Annotated in this window: 34 protein-coding genes; 15 read left to right on the forward strand and 19 right to left on the reverse strand. The window is 34.9% G+C overall.

Going from position 1 to position 25087, the window contains the following annotated elements:
- The first annotated feature begins 464 nt into the window (after positions 1-464).
- Complete coding sequence (locus CER22_RS05085) at positions 465-1700, forward strand: dicarboxylate/amino acid:cation symporter (protein WP_000814822.1); 1236 nt, start codon at positions 465-467, stop codon at positions 1698-1700.
- Between the two features lie 22 nt (positions 1701-1722).
- Here CER22_RS05085 and CER22_RS05090 read toward each other — a convergent pair whose 3' ends face one another.
- Together CER22_RS05090 and CER22_RS05095 are read right to left on the reverse strand one after the other, a co-directional pair.
- The gene (locus CER22_RS05090) at positions 1723-1878 is read right to left on the reverse strand and encodes a hypothetical protein (protein WP_000184933.1); all 156 of its coding nucleotides are present in this window, start codon (positions 1876-1878) and stop codon (positions 1723-1725) included.
- A 136-nt stretch (positions 1879-2014) separates the two neighbouring features.
- Positions 2015-2434, reverse strand: a complete 420-nt coding sequence (locus CER22_RS05095; protein ID WP_137035313.1) for a MarR family winged helix-turn-helix transcriptional regulator — start codon at positions 2432-2434, stop codon at positions 2015-2017.
- Positions 2435-2596: 162 nt separating this feature from the next.
- Between CER22_RS05095 and CER22_RS05100 the strand changes: the two genes are divergently transcribed.
- Together CER22_RS05100 and CER22_RS05105 are read left to right on the forward strand one after the other, a co-directional pair.
- Positions 2597-3028, forward strand: a complete 432-nt coding sequence (locus CER22_RS05100) for a YrvL family regulatory protein (RefSeq protein ID WP_087984835.1) — start codon at positions 2597-2599, stop codon at positions 3026-3028.
- 33 nt (positions 3029-3061) lie between these two features.
- Positions 3062-3649, forward strand: a complete 588-nt coding sequence (locus CER22_RS05105) for a thioredoxin family protein (RefSeq protein ID WP_097890357.1) — start codon at positions 3062-3064, stop codon at positions 3647-3649.
- Between the two features lie 29 nt (positions 3650-3678).
- On the opposite strand, the gene uppP is transcribed toward CER22_RS05105, so the two are convergent.
- On the reverse strand, positions 3679-4470 hold the full coding sequence (uppP, locus tag CER22_RS05110) for a bacitracin resistance undecaprenyl-diphosphatase (RefSeq protein WP_060489503.1): 792 nt from the start codon (positions 4468-4470) through the stop codon (positions 3679-3681).
- 181 nt (positions 4471-4651) lie between these two features.
- Here uppP and CER22_RS05115 point away from each other — a divergent pair, with 181 nt between their 5' ends.
- The 3 genes from CER22_RS05115 to CER22_RS32935 all read left to right on the forward strand — a co-directional run bounded on the left by CER22_RS05115 (position 4652) and on the right by CER22_RS32935 (position 6430).
- On the forward strand, positions 4652-6016 hold the full coding sequence (locus CER22_RS05115) for an MATE family efflux transporter (protein WP_088608340.1): 1365 nt from the start codon (positions 4652-4654) through the stop codon (positions 6014-6016).
- Positions 6017-6086: 70 nt separating this feature from the next.
- Positions 6087-6260, forward strand: a complete 174-nt coding sequence (locus CER22_RS05125; protein WP_000343559.1) for a hypothetical protein — start codon at positions 6087-6089, stop codon at positions 6258-6260.
- A gap of 20 nt (positions 6261-6280) precedes the next feature.
- Positions 6281-6430 (forward strand): hypothetical protein, encoded by a 150-nt coding sequence (locus CER22_RS32935; RefSeq protein WP_000743739.1) that lies wholly within the window; start codon positions 6281-6283, stop codon positions 6428-6430.
- A 63-nt stretch (positions 6431-6493) separates the two neighbouring features.
- Here the strand turns inward: CER22_RS32935 and CER22_RS05135 are convergent, their stop codons facing one another.
- Complete coding sequence (locus CER22_RS05135; RefSeq protein WP_088608341.1) at positions 6494-7012, reverse strand: biotin transporter BioY; 519 nt, start codon at positions 7010-7012, stop codon at positions 6494-6496.
- A gap of 83 nt (positions 7013-7095) precedes the next feature.
- Between CER22_RS05135 and CER22_RS05140 the strand changes: the two genes are divergently transcribed.
- Positions 7096-8004: an aminoglycoside phosphotransferase family protein gene (locus CER22_RS05140; RefSeq protein ID WP_088062615.1), complete on the forward strand. Its 909-nt coding sequence runs from the start codon at positions 7096-7098 to the stop codon at positions 8002-8004.
- Here the strand turns inward: CER22_RS05140 and CER22_RS32940 are convergent.
- The 5 genes from CER22_RS32940 to amaA form a co-directional block, all read right to left on the reverse strand.
- A complete protein-coding gene (locus tag CER22_RS32940; protein ID WP_046958209.1) occupies positions 8001-8162 on the reverse strand; it encodes a hypothetical protein in 162 nt (53 codons plus the stop codon). The two genes, CER22_RS05140 and CER22_RS32940, sit on opposite strands and share 4 nt — an antisense overlap.
- Positions 8163-8260: 98 nt before the next feature.
- Entirely contained in the window at positions 8261-9034 is a 774-nt protein-coding gene (locus CER22_RS05150) for a hypothetical protein (protein WP_088608342.1), read from the reverse strand.
- Between the two features lie 24 nt (positions 9035-9058).
- The gene (locus CER22_RS05155; protein ID WP_000041145.1) at positions 9059-9505 is read right to left on the reverse strand and encodes a flavodoxin; all 447 of its coding nucleotides are present in this window, start codon (positions 9503-9505) and stop codon (positions 9059-9061) included.
- On the reverse strand, positions 9498-9674 hold the full coding sequence (locus CER22_RS32945; RefSeq protein ID WP_016088748.1) for a hypothetical protein: 177 nt from the start codon (positions 9672-9674) through the stop codon (positions 9498-9500). The genes CER22_RS05155 and CER22_RS32945 overlap by 8 nt, the downstream gene beginning before the upstream one ends.
- Positions 9675-9900: 226 nt before the next feature.
- A complete protein-coding gene (amaA, locus tag CER22_RS05165) occupies positions 9901-11070 on the reverse strand; it encodes an N-acyl-aliphatic-L-amino acid amidohydrolase (RefSeq protein ID WP_088062610.1) in 1170 nt (389 codons plus the stop codon).
- 328 nt (positions 11071-11398) lie between these two features.
- Here amaA and CER22_RS05170 point away from each other — a divergent pair, with 328 nt between their 5' ends.
- The 5 genes from CER22_RS05170 (at position 11399) to dltD (ending at position 15715) form a co-directional block, all read left to right on the forward strand.
- Entirely contained in the window at positions 11399-11545 is a 147-nt protein-coding gene (locus tag CER22_RS05170) for a teichoic acid D-Ala incorporation-associated protein DltX (RefSeq protein ID WP_000440293.1), read from the forward strand.
- A 12-nt stretch (positions 11546-11557) separates the two neighbouring features.
- Complete coding sequence (gene dltA, locus CER22_RS05175; protein ID WP_000770525.1) at positions 11558-13072, forward strand: D-alanine--poly(phosphoribitol) ligase subunit DltA; 1515 nt, start codon at positions 11558-11560, stop codon at positions 13070-13072.
- Positions 13069-14235, forward strand: a complete 1167-nt coding sequence (dltB, locus tag CER22_RS05180; protein WP_088062608.1) for a D-alanyl-lipoteichoic acid biosynthesis protein DltB — start codon at positions 13069-13071, stop codon at positions 14233-14235. Before dltA ends, dltB begins: the two co-directional genes overlap by 4 nt.
- 68 nt (positions 14236-14303) lie before the next feature.
- The gene (dltC, locus tag CER22_RS05185; RefSeq protein WP_000807310.1) at positions 14304-14543 is read left to right on the forward strand and encodes a D-alanine--poly(phosphoribitol) ligase subunit DltC; all 240 of its coding nucleotides are present in this window, start codon (positions 14304-14306) and stop codon (positions 14541-14543) included.
- Complete coding sequence (gene dltD / locus CER22_RS05190) at positions 14540-15715, forward strand: D-alanyl-lipoteichoic acid biosynthesis protein DltD (protein ID WP_088062606.1); 1176 nt, start codon at positions 14540-14542, stop codon at positions 15713-15715. The genes dltC and dltD overlap by 4 nt, the downstream gene beginning before the upstream one ends.
- A 17-nt stretch (positions 15716-15732) precedes the next feature.
- Here the strand turns inward: dltD and CER22_RS05195 are convergent, their stop codons facing one another.
- Complete coding sequence (locus CER22_RS05195) at positions 15733-16827, reverse strand: NAD(P)H-dependent flavin oxidoreductase (RefSeq protein ID WP_088062604.1); 1095 nt, start codon at positions 16825-16827, stop codon at positions 15733-15735.
- 115 nt (positions 16828-16942) lie between these two features.
- On the opposite strand from CER22_RS05195, the gene CER22_RS05200 reads away from it, so the two are divergent.
- The gene (locus tag CER22_RS05200) at positions 16943-17863 is read left to right on the forward strand and encodes a S66 peptidase family protein (RefSeq protein WP_088062602.1); all 921 of its coding nucleotides are present in this window, start codon (positions 16943-16945) and stop codon (positions 17861-17863) included.
- Positions 17864-17890: 27 nt separating this feature from the next.
- Here the strand turns inward: CER22_RS05200 and CER22_RS05205 are convergent, their stop codons facing one another.
- The 3 genes from CER22_RS05205 to CER22_RS05215 form a co-directional block, all read right to left on the reverse strand.
- Entirely contained in the window at positions 17891-18289 is a 399-nt protein-coding gene (locus tag CER22_RS05205) for an SseB family protein (RefSeq protein ID WP_000435201.1), read from the reverse strand.
- Between the two features lie 85 nt (positions 18290-18374).
- Positions 18375-18929 (reverse strand): cysteine hydrolase family protein, encoded by a 555-nt coding sequence (locus CER22_RS05210; RefSeq protein ID WP_142293429.1) that lies wholly within the window; start codon positions 18927-18929, stop codon positions 18375-18377.
- Positions 18922-19350: a carboxymuconolactone decarboxylase family protein gene (locus tag CER22_RS05215; protein ID WP_088608344.1), complete on the reverse strand. Its 429-nt coding sequence runs from the start codon at positions 19348-19350 to the stop codon at positions 18922-18924. Before CER22_RS05215 ends, CER22_RS05210 begins: the two co-directional genes overlap by 8 nt.
- Before the next feature lie 126 nt (positions 19351-19476).
- Between CER22_RS05215 and CER22_RS05220 the strand changes: the two genes are divergently transcribed.
- Positions 19477-19929: an Lrp/AsnC family transcriptional regulator gene (locus CER22_RS05220; RefSeq protein ID WP_088062596.1), complete on the forward strand. Its 453-nt coding sequence runs from the start codon at positions 19477-19479 to the stop codon at positions 19927-19929.
- 100 nt (positions 19930-20029) lie between these two features.
- Positions 20030-20212, forward strand: a complete 183-nt coding sequence (locus CER22_RS05225; RefSeq protein ID WP_000707107.1) for a DUF3913 family protein — start codon at positions 20030-20032, stop codon at positions 20210-20212.
- 28 nt (positions 20213-20240) lie between these two features.
- Here the strand turns inward: CER22_RS05225 and CER22_RS05230 are convergent, their stop codons facing one another.
- The 6 genes from CER22_RS05230 to CER22_RS05255 form a co-directional block, all read right to left on the reverse strand.
- On the reverse strand, positions 20241-21254 hold the full coding sequence (locus tag CER22_RS05230) for a CPBP family intramembrane glutamic endopeptidase (protein WP_088608345.1): 1014 nt from the start codon (positions 21252-21254) through the stop codon (positions 20241-20243).
- A gap of 195 nt (positions 21255-21449) precedes the next feature.
- Positions 21450-22226 (reverse strand): ABC transporter permease, encoded by a 777-nt coding sequence (locus CER22_RS05235; protein ID WP_088608346.1) that lies wholly within the window; start codon positions 22224-22226, stop codon positions 21450-21452.
- Positions 22226-23128 (reverse strand): ABC transporter ATP-binding protein, encoded by a 903-nt coding sequence (locus CER22_RS05240; RefSeq protein WP_088608347.1) that lies wholly within the window; start codon positions 23126-23128, stop codon positions 22226-22228. Before CER22_RS05240 ends, CER22_RS05235 begins: the two co-directional genes overlap by 1 nt.
- A 14-nt stretch (positions 23129-23142) precedes the next feature.
- Entirely contained in the window at positions 23143-23937 is a 795-nt protein-coding gene (locus CER22_RS05245) for an ABC transporter permease (RefSeq protein ID WP_088608348.1), read from the reverse strand.
- The gene (locus CER22_RS05250) at positions 23934-24632 is read right to left on the reverse strand and encodes an ABC transporter ATP-binding protein (protein ID WP_048544987.1); all 699 of its coding nucleotides are present in this window, start codon (positions 24630-24632) and stop codon (positions 23934-23936) included. The genes CER22_RS05245 and CER22_RS05250 overlap by 4 nt, the downstream gene beginning before the upstream one ends.
- On the reverse strand, positions 24629-25009 hold the full coding sequence (locus CER22_RS05255; RefSeq protein ID WP_000687513.1) for a GntR family transcriptional regulator: 381 nt from the start codon (positions 25007-25009) through the stop codon (positions 24629-24631). The genes CER22_RS05250 and CER22_RS05255 overlap by 4 nt, the downstream gene beginning before the upstream one ends.
- Between the last annotated feature and the right edge of the window lie 78 nt (positions 25010-25087).

Consider the following 25087-nt stretch of genomic DNA (forward strand, 5'->3'; position numbering starts at 1 on the left):
TCCCCAGTGTCTTGAACAACTTCCATCCCTAATTAAATTGACATAAATTGTCCCCTTCCTTAGGCCGTCATTTGTGATGGTCTTATTTTTTTGTTTACTCTATCTTCTATTTAAAACTCCCTCTCTCTTTCACTCTATGTTCACGTGGGGGTCACATCCAACTTTTATAGTATATGTATCGAAGCTGTTCCTCCCTAATTTATAAGACATTCCCCAGTGTCTTTGAATGGCTTCCATCCCTAATTAAATCGACATAAATTGTCCCCTTCCCTAGACCATCCTATGTGATGGTCTACTTTGTGTTCTAACTAGATTCCCCAACTTTTTTGCTTACTTTAGCAAAAGCAATCTATATTTAAATACACATTTTCATACAAAATATTCAGAAAATACTGTCAAAATAGGCGGTTTTTCTGTACAATTAATGTAGAAAGTAATTTCACAAAAATAAAGGGGGGGTTTTATTGAAACAAACAAAAGCAATCTTAATCGCATTATTTCTCGGTTTAGTCGTCGGACTCACTTTAAATTTAGCTGCACCATCCATTTTTGAACCATTAAATCAATATGTGTTCAATCCACTTGGTCAATTATTTATTCGCCTCATTAAAATGCTAGTTGTTCCTGTTGTATTCATTTCTATCGTGCTTGGATCTGCTGGGCTTGGAGACCCGAAACAACTTGGAAGAATCGGCTTAAAATCAATTTCATTCTTTCTTGTAACTACAGCCGTTGCCATCTCTATTGCAGTTACATTTGCACTGATTATACAACCAGGATCTGGCGGTAACTTTAAAACCGAAGGGCTTAAATATGAAGGGGCAAAAACCGAAACATCTTTCGTCGATACATTGCTAAATATCGTACCAGATAACCCAGCAAAAGCGATGGCTGATGGAAACATGTTACAAATTATTGCCTTTGCCGTATTAATCGGACTCGGTATAGCTATTTTAGGAAAACGGGTTCAAGGTATCCATTCATTACTTGAACAGGGCAACGAATTAATGATGTATCTTGTTAATCTCGTTATGAAATTAGCTCCAATCGGAACATTTGGATTGCTCGCTTCATCCGTTGGTAAAATGGGTCTTGCAGGCGTCGCTGCGATGTTCAAGTATATGATTGTCGTTATGCTAGTACTTATTATTCACGGCGTCTTCGTCTATGGCGGATTATTAAAGGTATTAGCAAAAGAAAGTATTGTCCGTTTCTTTAAACATTTCGGACCGGTAATGGCAATTGGGTTTAGTACATCTAGCTCTAATGCATCTCTTCCGTTTGCAATGAAAACAGCACAAGAAAAACTTGGCGTTCCAAAAGCGATAAGTTCTTTTGTACAACCACTAGGTGCAACAATTAATATGGATGGTACTGCCATTATGCAAGGTGTAGCAACTGTGTTTATCGCTCAAGTATACGGAGTTGAGCTTACTATGTCCCAATTAGCTGTCGTCGTATTAACTGCTGTACTAGCTAGTATCGGTACTGCTGGTGTACCAGGTGTTGGACTTGTAATGCTTACGATGGTTTTAAATCAAGTAAATCTACCGGTAGAAGGTATTGCCTTAATTATCGGTATTGATCGCATTTTAGATATGTCAAGAACAGCTGTAAATATTTCCGGTGATGCAATTTGCGCAATGATCGTCGCAAAATCAGAAGAAAAATATAATACGGATCAATCCGCAGCATCTTAAATCAAAAAAGGAGTGAATTATTTCACTCCTTTTTTGATTTACTTCCTTTTTTCGAACGATATTCTTTTCCTTTATTATCATTACCAGTCTCAAATTCAGTACTAAACTCTTGCTGAAATTGTCCTGATTTTGGTGAGCCTTGATTTCCGCTCCCTTTACTACCATTTCGATTTGTCATATGTCTGCCCCCTTCCTTTACTAGTAGTATGTTACATATTTTCTTTTTTATAATCTTTTACATACGAAAGAAGACCTTCCTCTCATAAGGAAGGTCTTCTCCTTTATTACGTAAGCGTTTTCTTACCTGTGATGAATTAAATAAGTTTTTTAGAAATTGATATCATTATATTCATTTCTTCTTCTGAAAGCGTGGAGAATCTTTCTTGTAAATATTTCTTTTTCTCCCCTTCCATTTTTGCAACTAAATCTTTTCCTTGTTCTGTAATCTCCAAATATACAACTCTGCGATCTGACGTAGAACGTGAACGAGTTACAAAACCTTTATTAATTAATTTTTCTGTAACAGCTGTAATATGACTATTCGACACATTTAACTCATTGGCTACACGTGATACCATTTCTTTATTCGTACGATTCAATATTCTAAGGACGATGAACTCATTCCACGGTATGTAACCACCAAATATCTTTCCAATATCATTACGCAACGTGCGGAACATAGCAAAAACATTTGTCGATAGTTCTTCCATTAATTGCTCTCGATTTTGAGACAACTTTGACAGCCCCTTTTATTTCATTTAGTTAAATAAAAACCTTATTAATAATTTTACATGAAATCTTACTTTTTGTCACCTTATTTTCCCACAATTCGTAGTTTTTTAATAGATATTTCATGATACAATAAAGTTGATTTTCCAGAAAAAGGGGATGGAATAGTGAGTGAAGAAGAAAAATTTTCTAATCTCAATCTAAAAGATAAGACTTTGATTATTGGTTTTGTTATTCTGTTTCTCATTATAATTTTTGCATTTATATTCTTTGTTTATGTAGGAATCTTTCATATTACAGGTATAGAGTATAGATCACGCACTGCTTTACTTCTATTTTTTCTATTAATCACTTTCTTAGACGGTATTACATTCTTTATCTTCGGTTTCCTCAAGGCGTTGCTATATCCAATGACAAAAAACATGCCAAATTGGCTGGCTATTACTCTTTTTGCAATCATTGAAATTACGCTAGATTGGTTCGTCATTCATACTGCCGATGATTGGATAGAGAGCGTACAACTGTCCAATCTTACTGAATTATGTGTCGTACTATTCCTTTTCCTATTAAATCAATTATTAAGTGACAAGAAAGAGTAAGAATGCAAGCTTTTCTATATAAAAATTGGTACAATGAAAACAAATCATACTAAAGAGGTGTTACTTATGAACTTACAACAATGGGCTGATAAAGGTATGTCCTTTGATACATATGTGAATGAAATGAAAGTAAATCAATATGAGCTACTGCACATTTACAATAACTTTTCAATTCCAAATGAATTACTTCCTGTATTAGAAGAACGCCAAAATGATGGCTGGCGTGTTATCGTATTAACAGCTGATTGGTGTGGTGACGCTCTTTTATGCGTACCTGTTATGAAACGAATTTCTGAAGTTGCAAATATTGATATGAGATTATTAATTCGCGATGAAAACTTAGAATTAATGGATCAATATTTAACAAATGGAACAGCACGTGCCATTCCAATTTTTATTTTCATTGATAAAGATGGAAATGAACAAGCCGCTTGGGGACCACGCGCTCCAAAAGTACAAGAGTTAGTAACTTCAATGCGCGCTACATTGCCTGAAAAAGAAGATCCAACATTCGAAGAGAAACAAAAAGAAATGTACGCTAATTTCCGTGCTACATTAGCTGATGATACTTCTCTTTGGGAACATGTAATGGAAAGCATGATGGAAAAAGTAGTAAAATAAAAAAACTGCCGAACTCGGCAGTTTTTTTATTACATAATGAAGAAATAGAATACCGCAGCTAAAATGAAACGATAGTAAGCGAACGGTGTTAGTTTTACACGACCTAATAATTTTAAGAATGAAACAATTGCAAGCATCGCAACAACGAATGCTGTAATAAATCCTGTTGCAAATAACGGGATATCAGCCGCACTTAATATATCCCAGCTTTTAATTAAATCTAAACCACTTGCAGCTACCATCATTGGTACTGCTAAAATAAATGTATATTCAGCCGCCGCTGTATGTGACACGCGAGCTAATAAACCACCACTTATTGTAGAACCAGAACGAGAAAATCCTGGCCAAAGCGCTAAACATTGGAACATCCCAATTGTAAATGCTTGCTTATATGTGATTTCATCTAATGTTCTTGCTGTACTTGGTTTCGAAAACTTCTCAGCAACAATCATTAAAATACCACCAGCCACTAAACTGATGACAACTGGGCCTGGCCCAAATAAAACTTCTTTAATCGCACTATGGAACAATACGCCAAGTACGCCGGCAGGAATCATCCCGATAATAATATGTAATAAATTTAACGATGGTCCATCTGTTACTTTCCCAATACCTACTAAAGACCATAGACGCTTCCAAAATATAACAACAACTGCTAAAATCGATCCCAATTGAATAACAACTTCGAAAACTTTCGCTCTCTCGTCGTCAAATCCAAGTAAATGACCTGTTAAAATCATATGTCCTGTTGATGAAACTGGTAAAAACTCTGTTAAACCTTCAACAGCACCCATGATTATTCCAATTAACCAATCAGCCACGAGTAGTGCCTCCTTAATAACAAATATGTAATTTTTCACACCTTATCATAATACCTTATCCCCTTTTAAAGTGCATCCTTTTTTTATTGATTGTACATGTTGTATGCGCGTATTTCTTTTCTATTTTTTGATTAAATTGTATGATAGTATGAGTTTGTTTTTTTAGCGGAAAGGGGATTTTATGAAAGAAACTAATTCATTCTCACAAAAATTAAAGCAATTTGTATTACTATTTTTCCCGATTTTCGTAACGCAAATGTCATTATTTGCAATGAGTTTTTTCGATACGACAATGTCCGGGCACGCAAGTCCTATTGATTTAGCGGGTGTTGCTATCGGAACAAGTATATGGCTTCCCGTTAGTACCGGATTAACAGGAATTTTAATGGCTACTACTCCAATTGTTGCGCAGCTAGTTGGATCAAAGAAAAAAGAGGATGTTCCCCAAGTTGTCATACAAGCAGTATATTTAGCAATTTGTGCTAGTTTCGTGGTCATCCTTATCGGTTTCTTCGCTGTTTCACCTATTTTAAACGGCATGCGCCTGGAAGAACCCGTGGAACGTATTGCGGCACAATTTTTAAGTATTATTGCAATTGGAATTATCCCTTTATTTACTTACACTGTTTTACGCGGCTTTATTGATGCATTAGGAAAAACTCGCACAACGATGATCATTACATTACTATCATTACCAATTAACGTAGTATTAAATTATGTATTAATTTTTGGTCATTTCGGTTTTCCAAAACTCGGTGGTGTTGGAGCGGCAATTGCTTCTGCAGCAACCTATTGGTGCATTTTAATCATTACCGTTATTATTATTCGTACGAAAGAGCCTTTCGCATCTTTCAATATATTTAAACAATTATATCGTCCTTCTCTTTCAAGTTGGACTGAATTCTTAAAACTTGGCGTCCCTATCGGATTTGCTATCTTTTTTGAAACGAGTATTTTCGCTGCGGTGACACTTATGATGAGTAATTTTAGTACGACAACAATCGCTGCTCATCAAGCAGCTATGAACTTCGCTTCCTTGTTATATATGACTCCTTTAAGTTTAGCAATGGCAATGACCATCGCTGTTGGATTTGAAGTTGGAGCAAAGCGATACAATAACGCAAAACAATATGGATTTATCGGGATTGGCTTAGCACTTGCATTCGCCCTATTATATTCAATTCTTCTCTACTTCTTTGATGATGCAATTGCTTCAATTTATACGACAGATATACAAGTTCATCATTTAGCAAAAGAATTTCTTATATTTGCGATTTTATTTCAAATTTCAGATGCAATTGCAACTCCTGTACAAGGGGCACTACGTGGTTATAAAGACGTAAATGTTTCCTTAATTATGACATTAATCGCTTACTGGGGAATAGGTCTCCCTCTCGGTTACATATTAGCAACTTATACTGACTGGGCAGCAAAAGGATATTGGATCGGTCTTATTATCGGTCTAGCATTTGGCGCTATCTTCCTTCTTGTCCGTCTCTTTCAAGTTCAAAGAAAATATACAACAGAAAACCGCCGCTCACGATAGAGGGGCGGTTTTCTTTATGCATATTTTTTCTTTGAACGTATAACATAATGAAAAAGAAAGGTGGATACATATGGACGAAAAAGAAAAAAAGCAATCATTCGATGAAGAATTCGCCCCTGAAATTTCACCTGGATATCGGCAAGATGTACATAAGCCACCTAAATATAAAAACACCTCGTTTTTAATGGGCATTACCATTTTTGCTGCGGTGTTACTCGTACTCATCATTTTCGTTTATTTTTAAGGAAAGGTGACATATTACATATGAAGAAACAAGATTCCAATCGTTCAAAAAGAACTGTGAAAACAGAAAAAGGGTATGCAGGTGATTCTGTTCTTACACAGAAACAAGTCGAGCAAGGAAATTTATATATTGCTCAAAAAGAACTTGGTCAACAAAATGAAAACCTTTAGAATCCCTCAAAGAACTGGGGGATTTTTTTATCCGCTATTTGTAGCACTAATTCATGTTTCACTTTATTGTACATACTGTTTTTGTTCTAACACCTTAAATATATTATTAACCTTTACAATTTTTATTTCATAATTCAATTTCATTTCGCTTCTCTTACCATTTTCAGTACCCGCAACGTACGCTACAGTTTGATAGCGAAAACTTTCATCCGTCACTTCACGTATGTCCTCGTTTGTAAATTTATACTCTAAATCCCGAAACCGATTTGGATAATAATTTCCTATTAATTGTTCATACCCTCTATTTACAAATAGTACTTCACCTTTTCGTTTCACATCTTCTTTATTATTAAGCTCAAACACTGATAATTGCTCTGTCACAAAATGTTCTCCTACCTTTTTCATTTCATTATGAGTTAAAGTTTCTATACTTTTGTTCTTTAATTCATTATTTAATCCGTACTGATTAATCGGTTTAAAGCTAGCAAAAACCTCTTCTTTATATGACCAAAACAATCCAAAAGCGATACATAGAGAAATGATGAATAGTCTTTTCTTCGTAATACTCCCGCCCTTCTTCATAATGATAGTTGTATTTTAACATATAGAAAGAAAATTCTGATATCATAAAGTGGAATAACTTAATTCAGAAACGAGGAACAATTATGGACTCTTACAAACAGTATATAAAAGAAGCTTTGCCTAATCTTTCTATACATTCATATAAACAAAATGAAGAAGGATGGGATAATGTAGCAGTTATAGTAAATGATGAGCTACTGTTTCGTTTCCCGCGAAAACAAGAATATGCAATGCGAATTCCTTTAGAAAAAGAACTGTGCATAATTCTCTCTCATTTGCTACAAGAAATCGAGGTTCCAAAGTATCACCTATTCTATAAAAAGGATACTGATACTATTCCCCTCTGTAGTTACTATACTCTCATTCATGGTGAACCGTTTAAAAAAGAGATAGTTACCAAGCTAGAGAAAAAAGAACTTGAAGTAATTATTACACAATTAGCGACTTTCCTTGCGGCTCTACATAGTATTCCTTTAAAGCGTGTGAAGGCATTAGAATTCCCTATAGAAAAAACACTCACCTACTGGAAAGAGCTACAAACAAAATTAACTCAATATCTTACTAACAGTCTTGCTTCATACCAGAAATCAGCGTTAAATTGTTTATTCGAAAATTTCTTTATATGTATCGATACATCCACTTTTCAAAAAACAATTATTCACGCTGACTTTACACATCATCACATTTTATTTGATCACCAAAATAAAACCATTTCAGGGATTATCGATTTTGGTGATGCTCAAATTGGAGATCCCGCCTTTGATTTTGCTGGGCTATATTATGATTTCGGACATGAATTTACTACATCAGTATATGAACAATACAGTACGCTTATTTCACACCATGATCCATTACTCATTCACCGCATCACGACCTTTTATCAATACAGTCCTTTATTACATAATATGATTTATAACTTTGAAACAAAGAATGAACTTGAATTCCTAGCAGGTACAGAAAAACTGAAAGTAATACTACAGGGCCGAGATTAAATTCTCTCCCGATATTCTCTCTCTTCATACATCATTAACTTTTTATCCATTTCAACAATAATTTGATACAGTTGAAACGCTTGTAAAATTTGCAGTTGAATTCCAAAAGGAGCATTCTGTTCTTTTAACCATTGAAATACTTTCGTTTCATCTTTCATTGATTATTCCTCCCTTTATTAAAATCTGCTACAAATATACGGTAAATGATGAAAAGCTTTTCATGTCAATAACAAAAAAGGATGCAAAATTGCATCCTTTAATGTACGATATTTTTCTTCTGCTTCGCTTCTTTCTTTACTTCTTCCCTTTGGCATTCACTACGAAACGCACAACTCATACACTCAGAACGAAAATGACGCTCTGTATAATGCTCAGGTTGTTGCAACATTTCTTTCATTCTAGATAAATCAGCCATGCCAGTTATAATATCTTCCTGTTTCGGAATGTACTCATACTTAGTTCCTTCTATTAAATTAATAACTTCAATTTTTCCTGGAAGAATGCCGAAAGCTTTATAACTGAATACTGTCATTAACTTTTGACAAAGAGCAAGCATTTCCTCATCCGCATCGACAACATACTTTTTAATTACAAACGACTCAGTACTCCACTCACCAACTTCTAATGTCAATGACATGTGGACACCTAACTCTTCCATATATATTTGAAATTTTTCATACAAAAATAACGGCGGTGTCTGACTATCATCTCTTTCAACAAACTGTAATAAGTGATCTGTTAGCTTCGCTAACACAATATAATACTCCGCCTTCGAAGCAAACATATTAACCCTTACTTTTTTCCAATACTTTTCTATTAATATTAAAAGTACAATTTTCGTTTGTTGGCCCGCAGGTAGTGTGTAATATTCGTTAATAATTCGATTCACAATCATTTGTGCGATTTGTTGCCATTCAAACGAAGAAGGTTCTCTTCTTTTTATATGACGAAAATAAAATTTATGCGGGCAACGCATAAAATCATACAAATGATAATCTGTCATCGTTTTGATTGCGATTTTCTCATGCACTTGCTCTCCATCTCCCTTCTGCCATTAAGAAAGGTGTTTTACAAATTCAGCTCCAAACTGTAAACATTTTTCTACATCTTCATCTTCTGGCGTTAATTCTACTTTTAGTCCTTCTAACACAACTGCAGCTCCGCGCTCTTGTAGCTTTTCTATTAAAATGTCAACCGCCACGCCGTATTTCGGATAAGCCGAATCACATGATCCGAATACTGCTGCTTTTTTCCCATTTAAATCAATAGAATCCATTGCGTCATAAAAATCTAAGAAATCATCAGGAAGGTCACCATCTCCCCAAGTGTAAGCACCTAAAATAATTCCATCATACTGTTCTAGTATAGAAGCCTCTGGTGAATCCATAATATCGATCACTTCAATTTCATTTTCTGTTTCACGAATTGCACCCGCAATATGATCAGCCATTTCCTCTGTATTTCCACTCATACTTGCAAATATCATTACTAACTTACTCAACTGAATCTCTCCTTTTACCTTGTATCTCTTTTTCTGTTGGAAGTGTACTCTTCTCATCTACATATTCAGATCGAATTACATTTCGTTGCCATTCCATATGCTGATCAACATCTTTATTTTTATCTTTTAATCCCCTCCGTAGAAGGTGAAATTTTTTTCTCATTAACATGTCGCATCCATCCTATTGATAATAATTATCAATTTCAACTACCCTTAGATTAATTGACAGTGATTATCAATGTCAACAACTATTTTTAAAAAAATGATTAAAATGTACAAGCTTGTCCGTTAGCTATTCATATACTATAAATGAGCATAGTTCTTTCTCAGCCCTCTCTGACGGAAAGAAATAAAAGCAACTGCGATAGAGCGCAGTTGCCTTTTTTTATACTTTTTTACGATTTTAGTAATCTTATCGCTGTCTCTAGAAATAATTCCACTCCATAAATTAAAGCTGCTTCATCTACATCAAATTTTGGATGATGATGTGGATAACAAGTATCGATCTTTTCATTCCCCGTCCCCAATTTAATGAAGCAACCCGGTGCTTTTCTTAAATATGCTGAAAAATCTTCTCCTCCCATAGAAGGTTCAAGCTTCACAACACGCTCATTCCCAAACAAATGTAGTGCACTTTCTTCTACTACTTTCGTAATATATTCATCATTAATAACCGGATCATATCCATATCGATACGTATATGTATACTTCCCTCCATGCGCTTTTGTAATTCCTTTCACGATTTGCTCAATTTTCTCTTCTGCTTCTATTCTTAACGCTTGATTAAAAGAACGCACAGTTCCCATTAAAGTTGCTGCATTAGGAATAATATTATCAGCCATTCCCCCATGAAACTGCGTAACTGAAACAACTCTTTGCATGAAAGCACTTGTATTTCTTGATACGATATGTTGTAAATTTGTAATAATCTGCGCTCCGATAGCAATAGGATCTATCGTTTCTTCTGGCCTCGCCGCATGCCCTCCTTTCCCTTGAATTTCAACTGTAAATACGTCCGGTGCCGCCATCATCGGTCCATACGCAATTCCGATTTTCCCGCTCTCCAATCCAGACATAACATGTAAACCTATTACATAATCAACACCATCCATCACGCCTGCCTCAACCATTTCTTGTCCCCCGCCAGGATACACCTCTTCTGCGTGCTGAAAGAAGAGACGAATCTCACCTACGAAATCTTCCTTTATATTTGATAGCACCTCTGCTGTACTTAACAAAATAGCTGCGTGAGCATCATGCCCACATGCATGCATCATTCCTTTATTCACAGACGTATAAGATTTCCTTGGCTCTTCTTGAATTGGTAAAGCATCTATATCAGCTCGAATCGCAACTACTTTCCCTTGTCCCGTCCCTCTTTTAATTGCTAGTACACTATACTTCGTCGGTCTCGTTACTTCAAAAGAAGAAAATGAACATAATGTATCATATATAAATTGTGAAGTTTCTTTTTCATGAAATGATAATTCCGGATATTTATGAAAATGCTGTCTCCACTTAATAATGTTTTCTTCTGAAATAAGATCCTTCCACATCCTCTTCATCAGAAATTCCTCCTCTTATGAAACTTTAACAATTCATATATTAACTATGAAAAACTCAAACAAATATTACATTTCTATACATTCTCCCAGACCACTTTTATACATTCACACAATCCACTTCCTATTTACATGTCAAACCCATTACAAATTCATGCTGAATGTAATATAATTGCTAAGTTAGGGATTTTCTTTTTTAGTATTTAGTGCTAATATCAGAAAAGAGCCTTTTGACTTATTTTTACCTAAAATGTGGAATTTTGTTTTTTTCACAATAATGTAGGACATGATACCTACAAAGAGCTATCATTTCATTAAGAGAGGGAAAGACATGGAAAGATTAAAAGAGATATGGTCTCGACCACTCACACAATGGGTTGCAAAGACGGTTTATTACCTTGCAATTTTATTTGCATTGCTTTGGTTGTATGGATTCCATGATACAAACACAAGTACATTTATTTACAACGAATTTTAGGGTGGGAACGTTATGAAGTTATTAGAACAAATTGAAAAGTGGGCTATTGAAACGCCTGATCAAACTGCTTTTGTTTGGCGAGATGCGAAAATTACGTACAAACAATTAAAGGAAGATTCTGATGCGTTAGCACATTGGATTTCTTCTGAGTATCCAGATGATCGTTCACCAATTATGGTGTATGGCCATATGCAACCTGAAATGATTATTAACTTTTTAGGATGTGTAAAAGCTGGACACGCTTATATTCCTGTAGATTTATCTATCCCAGCTGATCGTGTACAACGTATCGCTGAAAATTCTGGTGCGAAACTACTTTTATCAGGAACTGAAGTAACTGTAACTGATTTACCAGTTCGCATTGTAAGTGAAGACAACTTAAAAGATATTTTCTTTACTCATAAAGGGAACACTCCAAATCCTGAACATGCGGTAAAAGGTGATGAGAACTTCTACATTATTTACACATCAGGAAGCACAGGTAATCCGAAAGGGGTTCAGATTACTTATAACTGCCTTGTAAGCTTTACAAAATGGGCTGTAGAAGATTTCAACTTACAAACAGGACAAGTATTCTTAAACCAAGCACCTTTCTCATTCGATTTATCTGTCATGGATATTTACCCATCATTAGTAACAGGTGGTACACTTTGGGCGATCGATAAAGATATGATTGCACGTCCAAAAGACTTGTTTGCTTCTTTAGAGCAATCGGATATACAAGTATGGACTTCAACACCATCTTTCGCAGAGATGTGTTTAATGGAAGCATCTTTCTCTGAGAGTATGCTACCGAACATGAAAACATTCTTATTCTGCGGTGAAGTGTTACCAAATGAAGTAGCTAGAAAATTAATTGAGCGTTTCCCGAAAGCGACAATTATGAATACGTACGGTCCAACAGAAGCTACTGTCGCTGTAACAGGTATTCACGTTACAGAAGAAGTGCTTGATCAATACAAATCACTTCCAGTTGGCTACTGTAAATCAGATTGCCGCCTTCTTATTATGAAAGAAGATGGCACCATTGCACCTGATGGTGAAAAAGGTGAAATCGTAATTGTCGGTCCAAGCGTAAGTGTTGGATATTTAGGAAGCCCTGAATTAACAGAAAAAGCATTTACTATGATTGACGGTGAGCGCGCCTATAAAACAGGCGATGCTGGCTATGTTGAAAATGGTCTTCTATTCTATAATGGTCGTCTTGATTTCCAAATTAAGCTGCATGGTTATCGAATGGAATTAGAAGAAATTGAGCATCACCTTCGTGCGTGTTCTTACGTAGAAGGAGCAGTTATCGTTCCAATTAAAAAAGGTGAGAAATACGATTATTTATTAGCGGTTGTTGTTCCTGGCGAACATTCATTTGAAAAAGAATTCAAATTAACATCTGCAATTAAAAAAGAACTCAATGAGCGATTACCAAACTACATGATTCCACGTAAATTCATGTATCAATCTTCTATTCCAATGACACCAAATGGAAAGGTAGATCGCAAAAAATTATTGAGTGAGGTTACAGCATGACCGCATATGGATCATTTTATTTTTTCGCTATAGTGGGCATTTTATTAATACCTACTATCATAGCTGGACTAAAAGGTAAAATGTTGCGTAAATATAATGCCGTTTTAACATTAGTAATGCTCGTTATTATCTTCTCGGATAAACCGAAGCAAGCGATTATGTTAGCCGCATTTATTATTTGGCAATATGCCCTTATTAAAGGCTATTTAATTTTAAGAAAACAAAATAATAGTACATTCATGTTTTGTATAGCTGTTATTTTATCGATTTTGCCACTTATTTTGGCAAAAATCGCACCATTTGTACCTGAATTACATTTTATTGTTTTCGCGGGTATGTCTTACGTAACATTTAGAGCTGTACAAATGGTCTTTGAAGTTCGTGATAATTTAATTAAAGAACTTTCCTTCTTTAATTTCTGGGAGTTTGTTTTATTCTTCCCTGCGATTTCAAGTGGACCTATTGATCGTTACCGTAGATTCCAAAAAGATATTCAAAAGCCACCTAGCGCTGAAGAATATCAAAAGTTACTATATACAGGGCTTAACCGTATTTTCCAAGGTTTTCTGTATAAATTTATAATCGCGCACTTAATAACAACATATCTTGTAAAGGCAGTATTCGCCAATCAAGATACACTTTTATCTAATACGATTTTTATGTACGCTACTAGCATGCAATTATTCTTTGACTTTGCAGGTTATAGTGCGTTCGTAATTGGTATCAGTTACATGATGGGAATTAAAACGCCAGAAAACTTTAATAAGCCATTCCTTAGTCGTAATATTAAAGACTTCTGGAACCGCTGGCACATGAGTTTATCATTCTGGTTCCGTGATTTTATTTACATGCGTTTCGTCTTTTTTGCAACGAAGAAAAAGTTAATTAAAAACCGTTACACAATTTCGTATATCGGTGCATTTTTAAACTTCTTCATTATGGGAATTTGGCACATCCAAGGAAGCGCTGTTGCGCAGTATGTTATTTATGGTCTATATCATGCCGCACTGTTTATTTTATTCGATATTTTCGAGCGAAAAAACAAGAAGCATAAGTTTTGGCCAAACAATAAATTTACACACGTCCTTGCGATTGTAATTACGTTCCACGTTGTATGTTTCGGTTTCCTAATTTTCTCTGGACACCTTAACAGATACTTTTAATGCACCCTTCTTATACTAGTAAGAAGTTGCACATATAATATATTTCGGATATAAAGGAGATTTTAAAAATGGCAGAATTTAAAGAGCAAGTATTAGATATTTTAGAAGAAGTATGTGAGAACGATATTGTGAAAGAAAACTTAGATGTTCAATTATTTGAAGAAGGTATTCTTGATTCTTTCGCTGTAGTATCTTTATTAGTTGAATTCCAAGAGCGTTTAGATATTGAAGTTTCTATTTCTGATTTTGACCGTGACGAGTGGGCTACACCAAACATGGTTATCAAGAAGTTGGAAGAAATCCGATGAACAAAGCAAAATTTGGTCCGATGCTTTTAGCATTGGCCCTTTTTGCTGTATTCTTACTTATTCCAACGCGCTTTCTACTTCCACTTTTAAGTGATGAAAAAGTAGAACAAGCTGCCACTTCTTTAAAAGAAGAAAAGATTCAAAGTATGATATTACAGCAAAAGATGTTAGCAGACCCGAAATACCTTCCGATGTACGGTTCATCGGAATTCGCACGTATGGATGCTTTCCATCCATCAAATTATTTCAAAGTAAAGCCTGAAGGGTTCACACCATTCCTACTTGGACGCGGAGGAACACAAGACCTTGTACATGTGTTAAACTTTGCATCTACAATGGATCAATTGAAGGGTAAGAAAATGGTATTCGTTCTTTCTCCTCAATGGTTTGTACCACAAGGTATTGATGAAACACACTTTGCACCTAACTTTTCAAAACAACAAGGCTATCACTTGCTTTTCAATGATGACTTACAGCCTGAAATGAAAAAGCAAATTGCAAAACGTTTATTAAACTTTGAGATCGTCAAGAAAGAAACTTTACTAAAAATTTCGCTTGAAGGTATCGTTTATGATGATACAAAGCATAAAGTAAAAGCACTTGCTGCTAAACCTTTCGCTTATATTTATCGTAACATTTTAGATCGTAAAGATTTATTTACAGCAATGTTTGATATTAAACCGCATAAAGAAAAACTTGACCCTTCATTAAAACAAATGAATTGGGAAGAAGCTCGTAAACATGCAGATCAAACTGGTGCAGTAGAATCAGGTTCTAACGAATATGGTATCGAAGATGATTACTTCAACAGCAAAATCAAGAAGAAATTAAAGCAACGTGAAGGCTACTTAAAAAATGATGCTTATGATCAATCGCCAGAATATGAAGATTTACAAATTGTACTTGATTTATTAAAACAATCTGGTGCAAAACCACTCTTCATTTCTGTTCCTGTAAAAGGTCCTTGGTACGATTACGCGGGCTTCCCGAAAGAACGCCGAGAATTGTACTATAAGAAAGTTCATGAGCAAATTGAGAAAGCTGGCTATCCAATTGCCGACTTCTCAAATCATGAGTATGATAAATACTTCTTAAAAGATCACATGCACTTAGGTTGGAAAGGCTGGGTTTATATCGATGAAGCCATCCAACAATTTTATAAAGCAAACTAAAGAAAAGACCGCTTGAATTATTCAAGTGGTCTTTTTCTATATACACTTTGCAATTGTTCGATTACGTTATCTGCTTCTTTCATCACTCGCTCCACTACATGCTGAGCTGATTCTATTCGCGCTAATGATGACGCTTGTCCTGCCCAAAGTGACATATATTCTCCTTTATTTTGTTTTGCTGCTTCTTGGCGTATTTTAGAGGTTAATACATTTTGCACTGGATACATCGGAAGCCCTTCTTCTTTCCCTTCATGTCTCTCTATAAATTCATTACGAATACCCCGCGCATATTTCCCGGAAAACGCACGGGTCACAGTTGTACTCGTATCTGTACTATGTAACACTGCTTCTTTATACACATCATGCGTAATACTTTCTTTACTCGTTAAAAAGGCTGATCCCATTTGAACAGCTTCTGCCCCCAGTGTAAATGCCGCAACAAGCCCTTGTCCGTTCATTACACCACCTGCTGCAACAATTGGGATATGCGGGACTGCTGCTACTAACTGTGGAATTAATGCAAACGTCCCAATCATAGCGTCCTGTTCTTTCCCAATAAACGTTCCTCTATGCCCTCCTGCCTCGCTACCTTGACCGACAATAATGTCTACTCCTAATTCAGCAAGCACCCTCGCCTCTCTCACATGAGTAGCTGTTCCGATGACTTTTATTCCTCTTCTTTTTAAGTCATCTATTTCTTCTTTTTCTAACGTTTGAAATGCAAAGCTAACGACTGGTACGTTTTCTTCTACTAACACTTGTAATTGTTCTTTATAGCTTTTTGGAAGCTTTATCGTCTCTTCTTCCTCTATACCGAATTCTCTATTCACTCCGCTAAGCAATACCTTTGCCAAGTTTACTTTCTCTTCTTCTATCTGTATCTCTTTCGTTAACAGTAAATTAACACCGAAAGGCTTATCAGTTCGTTCCCTTATTTTATAAATTGCTTCACGAATTTGCTCAGGGCTCATATAGCCTGCTCCAAGCGTTCCTAGTCCTCCGCTATTACTTACAGCTGCAACAAGCTCAGGCGTCGTAATTGCACCTGCCATACCTGCTTGAATGATGGGATACTTAATTTGTAATGTATCTATAACTCGACTTGTAAACATCATTTCTCCTCCTATTCCCCTTATATCTTCTTTATTTGACAAACTTTCCCCTTCTTTTACAAGGGTTGAACTTCCTATGAAGCGAATATATTGAAAGTGAAGGAGGCTGAAAACAATGATATATCCAAATGCGTTACAACAAGGTGATACAGTAATGATTATTGCACCGTCCGGCCCACCAACAATTGAAAATGTATTAAAAGGGGTAACCCTATTACAAGAAATGGGTTTATCTGTAGTAATTGGGAAGAGTGTTTATAAGAAATATGGATATTTAGCTGGAAGTGATCAAGTTCGGCTCGATGATATACATGAAGCATTTACAAATAATGAAGTAAAGGCCATTTTCTGTGCACGAGGTGGTTACGGAAGTGCTCGTCTCCTCCCTCACATTCAATATGAAATCATTCAGCAGAATCCAAAAATCTTTTGGGGATATAGCGATATTACAGCTTTACATACGGCCTTTTCACGTTATGCAAAGCTTGTTACTTTTCATGGTCCAATGGTTGAAGAATTAGGTAAAGGTGTAGATTCTCTTTCTTTATCTTCTTTCAATCAACTATTCCATCCGTATTCAACCATCTTATCTGCTTCAGAATGTATCGTACCTACCTCTCCATGTACAGTTACAGGCACATTGGCGGGAGGAAATTTAACTGTATTAACGAGTATAATTGGCTCACCCTATGAGATAATTACGGCTAATAAACTTTTGTTGCTTGAAGACATCGGGGAAGAACCGTATCGCATTGACCGTATGTTAAATCAGCTACTTATATCTGGAAAGTTTAATGAATGTAGCGGTGTTATTTTTACAAGTTGTCACGACTGCACTCCTTCTAAACCATCTCAATCATTGCAAACAATACTATATGAATTTTTCGCACCATATCATATACCTGTCCTATTCGGTTTACCGATTGGACATATAAGCCCAAACATCGGGATTCCTCTTGGAGCTACAGCGACAATAAATACAAATAATAAAACAATCTCTATTTCTTCTGGCGTAGCCAATCCGTATTCAAATTAAAAAGGAAAAGCGATTCCGCTTTTCCTTTTATTTATAATAATTAAAAATTCGTCCAGATGCGATATCTGCAACTTCTTCTGGAATAAATGTTTTACTTATATCAGTGCCAACATTTAATACTGCTGTAGCATCTTTCTCAATGCTACCAAATAATTCTTTTCCACGTATCGTAATAAGGGGCGTTCCTTCTGGCAACACGTCTTTTACAAATTCCATTTGTGTAAAGAACGGAACGATCCATCTACCCTCTCCTTGGAAATGACGCAAACGAAGTATTCCTTCTGTTGCCCCGTCCTCTGCTTCTAGTGAACCAGCAACATAAAACTCAGTAGATAAGAGCAATTCATAAAATTCCTTTTGCTTCTGTTTATCGTCCCCTGCTACAACAAGTACTTCTTCTATTCTCTTTACCGGAATTTGCTCCATATGATGCCACCCCTATTTCAAAATGATTGTACTTAGATTATACGAAATATTCTTATTTTTTTCTACATAATTCGCAATTATTTTCTTAAAATAATTTTAACACTTCTTTTGTCGTTACAATCGTAGCAAACTCTTCATGTAAATTTACAAGTGTCATATTGTGAATATCCTCTGCATTATACTCTTTACCATCTAGACCTTTACGGTTAAAAGTAGCCGTTGCATCACTCACTAAATACGTTGTAAATCCTAAATTTCCTGCCATTCGTGTCGTAGTCTCCACACAATGATTTGTCGTTAATCCTACAACCACTACTGCATTACATTTGTTCTCTCTTAATTGCTCTTCTAAATTTGTCCCAATGAACGCGCTGTTAACAGATTTCTGAATAATCACTTCACCTGGTAATGGCTTCAGCTCTTCTTTAAAGTTCACCGTTTCCGCTCCTTCATAAAACATCGATTGAGCATTTTCTTTATTTACATGTTGAATATGAAAAACTGGTCGTTTCCTTTTTCTCCATTCTGCTAATAACATTCTCATGTTTTCTTCAGCAAAAAGATTATTTCTCTCGCTCCAGTATGGTAACTGAAACGCCTTTTGTACATCAATTATAATAAGTGCTATTTGATTAGTCATCATTTTCTCCTTCATTCGGCTGTAATTGAAACAGAAAACCAAGTTGTTGTGACGCAGTAATAAAGCAAACATAGGCGCAAAGCTCTACAATTTCTTTTTCTGTCCAATATTGTTTTAATACGTGAAACATAGTATCATCTATTGCTTTTCGGTCATGAACAAATGTATGCGCAAAAGTAACAGCTACACCAATCTCCTCTGCCTTTTGCACATCATCAGGTCTTCCCTTTGCCATACAGTACGGACATTCATTCCCATACGCTAATGTTCTTCTCACTTGCTCCTTCAACTCTGCTGAAAGAGTTCCTTTATTGTACAGTGTATCTTCTAACGTACTCCACGAATGTAATATATCCGAATTATGCCCTAATAACTTTTGAAACTTTGTATCTCCTACATTTGATAATGAAATTCTCTCCATCATTTCCCCTCCTATTTCCTTCTGTTTTATTGTAAAATAAATAACGTTCACTTTACATTTCATATGAATCTTAATTTATATTTTTCCTTTACAAAAATCATTATTTTATTGGAGGTATATTTACAAATGCAATTAGACCGTGTTGATCGAAAAATTTTAAATGAATTATATAATGATAGTCGCCTTTCGATGCGTGAATTGGCTAAACGAGTAAACTTATCTGCTCCGTCTACTTCAGAACGTGTTCGTAAGCTCGAAAGCGAAGGTGTTATTCAAAAATACACAATCGATATTGATTATAAAAAGGCAGGACTCGTTTTAGATTGTATTCTAGAAATCACTTTAAAAAATGGTGATACAACACGTATGCAACAATTTATTCAGTCTTATCCATCTGCAAGTTTTTGTTACCGAGTAACAGGAAGCTTATGCTACATTGTAAAAATTTCTGTTCCTTCACTCGTTGAACTTGAAGATTTTATCAATGATGTTTCTTCATATGCAACGACAGTTTCTCATATCGTATTATCAGAAGTATCTCTTACTCCTGATATTGAACATATCTTCCCAGAAGCTTAATTTATTTTTATTCATAAAATACAAAAAAACCCCTTACAATAAGAATAAAAATAATATATTATGTATTAAAATACATAAAGTTCGAGAAAGGGGCTTTACATTGAAAATCTGGTTTTATGAAAAAACGGCACAATTAGATGATTTACTTGGCATTTGGGATAATGTTCCGACTATCCCTCGAATTGGTGAAAAAGTGGAGATTTTAAAAACAGTCCGCACTGTTACAGATATTAAATATGTAAAGAACGGTAATAATTTTCGTGTAGAAATTATTACAAATTAAAAAGTAGCTCCTAAGAGCTACTTTTTAATTATCTATCACGCGCTTTCTTTATTACAATTTTATCTTCTTCTACAGATACTGTTACATAATCATTTTCTTCTAATCGAAGCTTATTTACAGCCTCATCTGGTAGCTCTACAGCCATCAGTCTATCTGTTACGATCACTTGACTATACACTTCATTTTCTTGTAATGCACTCACCACTTTTTCCTCATTTATAAAGCGCACTAGTGGCACACCCACTTCTTTTACTGTACGCCATTGTTTCCAAACGTAAGGAATTAACCAAAGTAATCCAACAACTGTAAGACCAATACCGATCCATAAATTACTTTGCGCTTGTAATTCAGTAATTGAGATTGCGCTACTCTCTTCTCCACCGACAAATTGCATACTTGTTGCAATTAAATTATTTAGAGCATGTACAGCGATATTCGTCCATATATTTTTCGTCTTTATGTATAAAAGGCACATTACAATACCAAACATAAATGCACCAATAACATCAAAATGTCCTAAACCAAAAATAAGTGAAGATATGATTACAGCTTTTTTAATGCCCCATTTATAAGCCATGCGCTGTAAAAAGAAGCCTCTAAAAATAACCTCTTCCATAATAGGTGCTAATACACATGCTGAAACGAAAGTAAATATCGTCATATATATGTTACTCGTATTAATAACATTTCCTTCTTCTAACATAGTAACTAAGAAATTCGGTAACGTATGTGCTAATATGTAAAATTGAATATGAGATATACCAACTGAAAAAATCATTCCCATTATCGTTGCTAATACAATTAATCCCCACGGTAAACGTCCTGGTTTATCAAAAAAACTATTAAATACAATATTATTTTTATTTGTTTTTACGTATAACCAAAATAACGGAAATAGAAAAAATACAGTTATTTGTGAAATAACTTCCACCGTATTATCAGAAACATTTGATAGACTTAATGGGATCATCGTAAGGAACAATCCTATAATCATCCATCCAAAAAAGCTACGTAGTCTTATACGTGAAAATGCATAGTGCACATAGAACACCTCCAAAAATAGTAAAAGTAAATGGTGTGATAACTAAATTATAATATGAATATAGTTGAAGTTCTTCCTATTTTTCTCAAATACTTTCGAACAATATATATAGTAATCATTCTTTTCTTCCAGTTGAAATATACAAGAAAGTTATGTAATAAAAATCCCCGTTTTTACAAGCGGGGATTTCTTTTATTATAATACGTCACGTTTTTGGAATAATACACTTGATGCTACAAGTAATACAACAAAGTATGCAGCTACAAGTAATAATGAAGTTGTAAATGTAAACTCTGTAAATGTTGGTTCCGTTCCGCCACTTACTAGTTTATTACTATCGTACACACTTAAATTTAAATGGAAAAACACTACAAATTTCGCTACACCTTTTGCAAACATCATCAGTACCATATTAATTGGTCCTTGTAAGAAGAAGAGGAACATCGTAATAATTAATGGTAATACAGACTTTCTAAATACGTTTGCTAAGAAAAATGCAAGTGTCGCAAAGAAGAACGGTGAAAGTACTTGATATAAAGTAGATTTCATTACGATTCCTACCGTTAATTCTGTTTTACTACCATCCATTACAATTCCGCCAATAATCATTGCAATTAACGTGCTAGCAAATATGATAAATACTATAGTAAGTAACACTGTAATATATTTAGAGAATAAAACTGTAATTCGTTTTCTTGGACGGATTAATAACTGCTTAATTGTACCTTTTTGGAACTCATCAGTAATCATACGAGAAGCAATCGTAATCCCAAAAATTGTTGCAAACAAAGTAATTAAACCAATCTCTGAACTTGCAAAATCTAAATATGATCCTTTAAATTCACTTCCGTCTCCCCATTTCAGCATCGCTAAAACTCCCAAAATCTCCAATACTGCAATGACACCAATTAAAATATACATACCTTTTTTCGCATGTAACTTTAAAAATTCATTTTGAATTAATTTAAACATTACGCTTTCACTCCCCCTGTAATCGCTAAGAACTCATCCTCTAACGTTTTATTTTGAACAGTAACTCCGTATACAAGCACATCGTCATTCACAAGTCGTTTTACAAGTTGTGGGATTTCCTCTTTCATTACAGATACTGCAATTACATTTCCTTGCGTCTTACCTTTAATGATTTCATTTGCTTTCTGTACTTGATCTACTTCAAACGCTACAACTACTGTCTCATCGTGTTTCGCTTGTTCGTGTAAGTTGTACTCCTGCACAAACTCACCTTGCTTAATAATAACGACGCGATCACACATGAGTTCAATTTCACTTAATAAGTGACTTGATACGATTACAGCAATATTCTCTTCTTTCGCTAAACGTTGTAAATAATCTCGAATTTGGCGAATACCCGCTGGATCTAATCCATTTGTTGGCTCATCTAAAATTAAGATTTTCGGCTGATGAAGTAATGCCTGTGCAATTCCTAAACGTTGTTTCATACCAAGTGAATATGTTTTCACCTTTTTATGAATCGCGTGCTCTAATTCGACAAGCTTTACAATCTCAGCAATGCGCTCTTTACTAATTGGTGTAATTGCCATGTTCGCAAAATGCTTTAAGTTTTGCATTCCAGTCATATAATCATATAGTTCAGGATTTTCTACGATCGCCCCAATTTGCTCTAGCGCCTTTTCACGCTCCGTGCGAATACTATGACCGCAAATTGTAATATCGCCCTCTGTCATTGATATAAGACCTGTCATCATACGAATTGTCGTCGTTTTACCACTACCGTTCGGTCCAAGAAACCCGTACACTTCCCCTTCACGAACTTCAAATGATAAACCGCGAATAATTTCTGTTCCACCAATCTTTTTTCGAACATTCTCTAACTTTACTACTACATTTCCCAATGTTGATTCCTCCTTTAGACTTCTAGTTTTTTATCGATTATGCGACCTGTTATATAAACAAGTAGAATAAATATTCCTATAGAAAAACTAAGGCTATATAAATTCATAAGTTTTTCTGGATAAAGAAACACATTTGCTTCTGATGATTCATCTATATACACTAACTTTTTTATAAAAGCAGGTGTAGGTGCAAGTCCACCTAGCATTTCATATATCATATTGATTACTTTCGTTACTAGTAAAAATAAGAAGAAAATAATTACATACTCCATTTTTTTCTTTTTCAAAGAAAATACTTTAACGCCAGCTACTGTAAAAAGTAAAACTAACAATACACTTGATAAATTAAATACATATAACACACTGCTAAATAATTGTTTTACTATATCTAACGTAAGTGTACTTTCGGTAAATAACAATCCATAGAGTTCTGTACCTTTTATTACTTTCATCGAAATGCTATAGAAAAACATAGTACCTATTACTTCAAAACACATTAAGCTAATTGCCGCATATGACAATATTGCTAAAACAATTTTTTTACCAGATATCGGTGTTAATCGAAATAATGTACTTTCGGTCATTTTCCCAAACGCAGACATCGCCTGCAGAAATACTAATACCGCAAAAATTATATAAACTAAGAATACTAAGGCAACTATAATCATTTGCCTTACTTCTCCTGATTCTTGTTTAATATAATTCCCCATACTTACAAAAGCGACAGCTGCAATAAATATGAATGACAATAACGAAATGAAAATTTGTTTTTTATTCGCATTGTACATATATATTAAACTGGCCTTCATCTACTAAACACCTCCTTAAACAAATCCGTAACAGCTTTTCCTCTTTGGAAACGTAATTCCTCTACATTTTCATGCAATACACTCTCACCATCTTTTAAAAAGATTACTTCGTCAAAAATATTTTCCACTTCTCCAATTAAATGTGTTGCAATTAAAATAGTACAGTCTTCGCGATAAAACTGTAAAATAAGTTCCAGTACATGCTCCCTAGAAACGAGATCAATCCCGCCCAATGGTTCATCTAGTACGTATAACCTCGCTTTCCTCGAAAATGTTAAAATAATTTGTAGCTTTTCAACCATACCTTTTGATAAAGCTGTAATTTTTTCTTCTAACGGTATTTTAAATTCCGCAATTGTATCTACCGCTTTTTGAATGTCGAAGTCTTTATAAAAATCTCGATAGAAGAATAAAGAATCTTTTACCGTCATCCAATCATCAAATACTGGTTTATCCGACATAAAAGAAACAATTTCTTTCGTTTCTAATCCTACCTTTTTACCAGCGATTGTAATACTGCCTTCGGAAGGATGCTGCAGACCGGCAATCATTTTCAATAACGTCGTTTTCCCGCTCCCGTTATCTCCAACGAGTCCTATAATTTTCCCTTCCGTAATCTCTATGTTTAATTCACGGATCACTGCTTTCAATCCGTATCTCTTCCATAAGTTTTCTATTTTTAATAACTCTGTCATTCGCTCTCCTCCCTCTTCTCGTGTAATGAAGAGCGAAGGATTGTAAGAATTTCTTCTTCTGAAAAACCTAAATTGTCCATTCCATCTATAAAAGAATGAAGTAATTCTTTCGCCATCTCTTTTCGCAGCTCCATAATTTTCTCCCCTTCATTCGTTACATATCGTCCCATTCCTCTACGTGTGACAACAACCCCATCCCGTTCTAGCTCTTGAAATGTACGCTGAATCGTATTTGGATTTACTTGTAATTCACTCGCTAATTCACGTACAGAGGGAATTTTATCACCCGGCAATAAATGTCCTGTTACGATTTCTTTTTTTATGTATTCCATTACTTGAATGTAAATTGGTGTATTTGGAGAAAACTCTATTTTCATTTCTTCCCTCCTTTTGTATTGGTGTACTAGTTAAATAATACACCGATACAAATAGTTTGTAAATACCCATTTAATTAC

Source organism: Bacillus sp. K2I17 (genome assembly GCF_002209985.1).
GTDB lineage: Bacteria > Bacillota > Bacilli > Bacillales > Bacillaceae_G > Bacillus_A > Bacillus_A wiedmannii.